1 pseudogene is annotated in these 413 nt (G+C 79.7%); it reads right to left on the reverse strand.

The window, feature by feature from the left end:
- Window positions 1–413, reverse strand: a pseudogene (locus tag FOE67_RS28430) (hypothetical protein); the annotation flags it as partial.

Raw genomic sequence — 413 nt, forward strand, 5'->3', positions numbered from 1 at the left:
GAGGGGGGCACGGAGGCGGCGTCCCAGCCGCGCAGACAGCGGCGGGCGGCCGCGATGTCGGGCTGGGCGGCGGGGCCGGTGCCGGCGACCACGGGGGCCAGCAGCGCCCGCAGTTCGTCCACCCGCATCCACCACAGGAAGGGCGAGCCGATGACCAGGATCGGCCCGGGGGCCGCGTCCGGGCCCCGCCGCGGGGGCTCCTCCAGCCAACTGTCGCAGTCGGGGGTGAGGGCCACGGCGGCGGGCGCCGGGACCTCCAGGCGGTCCGCGAGTCCGCGTATCAGGCGGTGCAGGTCGGGCGCGGCGTGCTCGGGCAGCGGCACCATCGGGGTCACCGGGGGGCGGGCCCTTGCGATGACGGCGGCCAGGGCCGCCGCCAGGGCGAGCGTCAGGGCGCCCACCCCCAGCAGCAC

It is taken from the genome of Streptomyces calidiresistens, from assembly GCF_014141525.1.
GTDB lineage: Bacteria > Actinomycetota > Actinomycetes > Streptomycetales > Streptomycetaceae > Streptomyces > Streptomyces calidiresistens.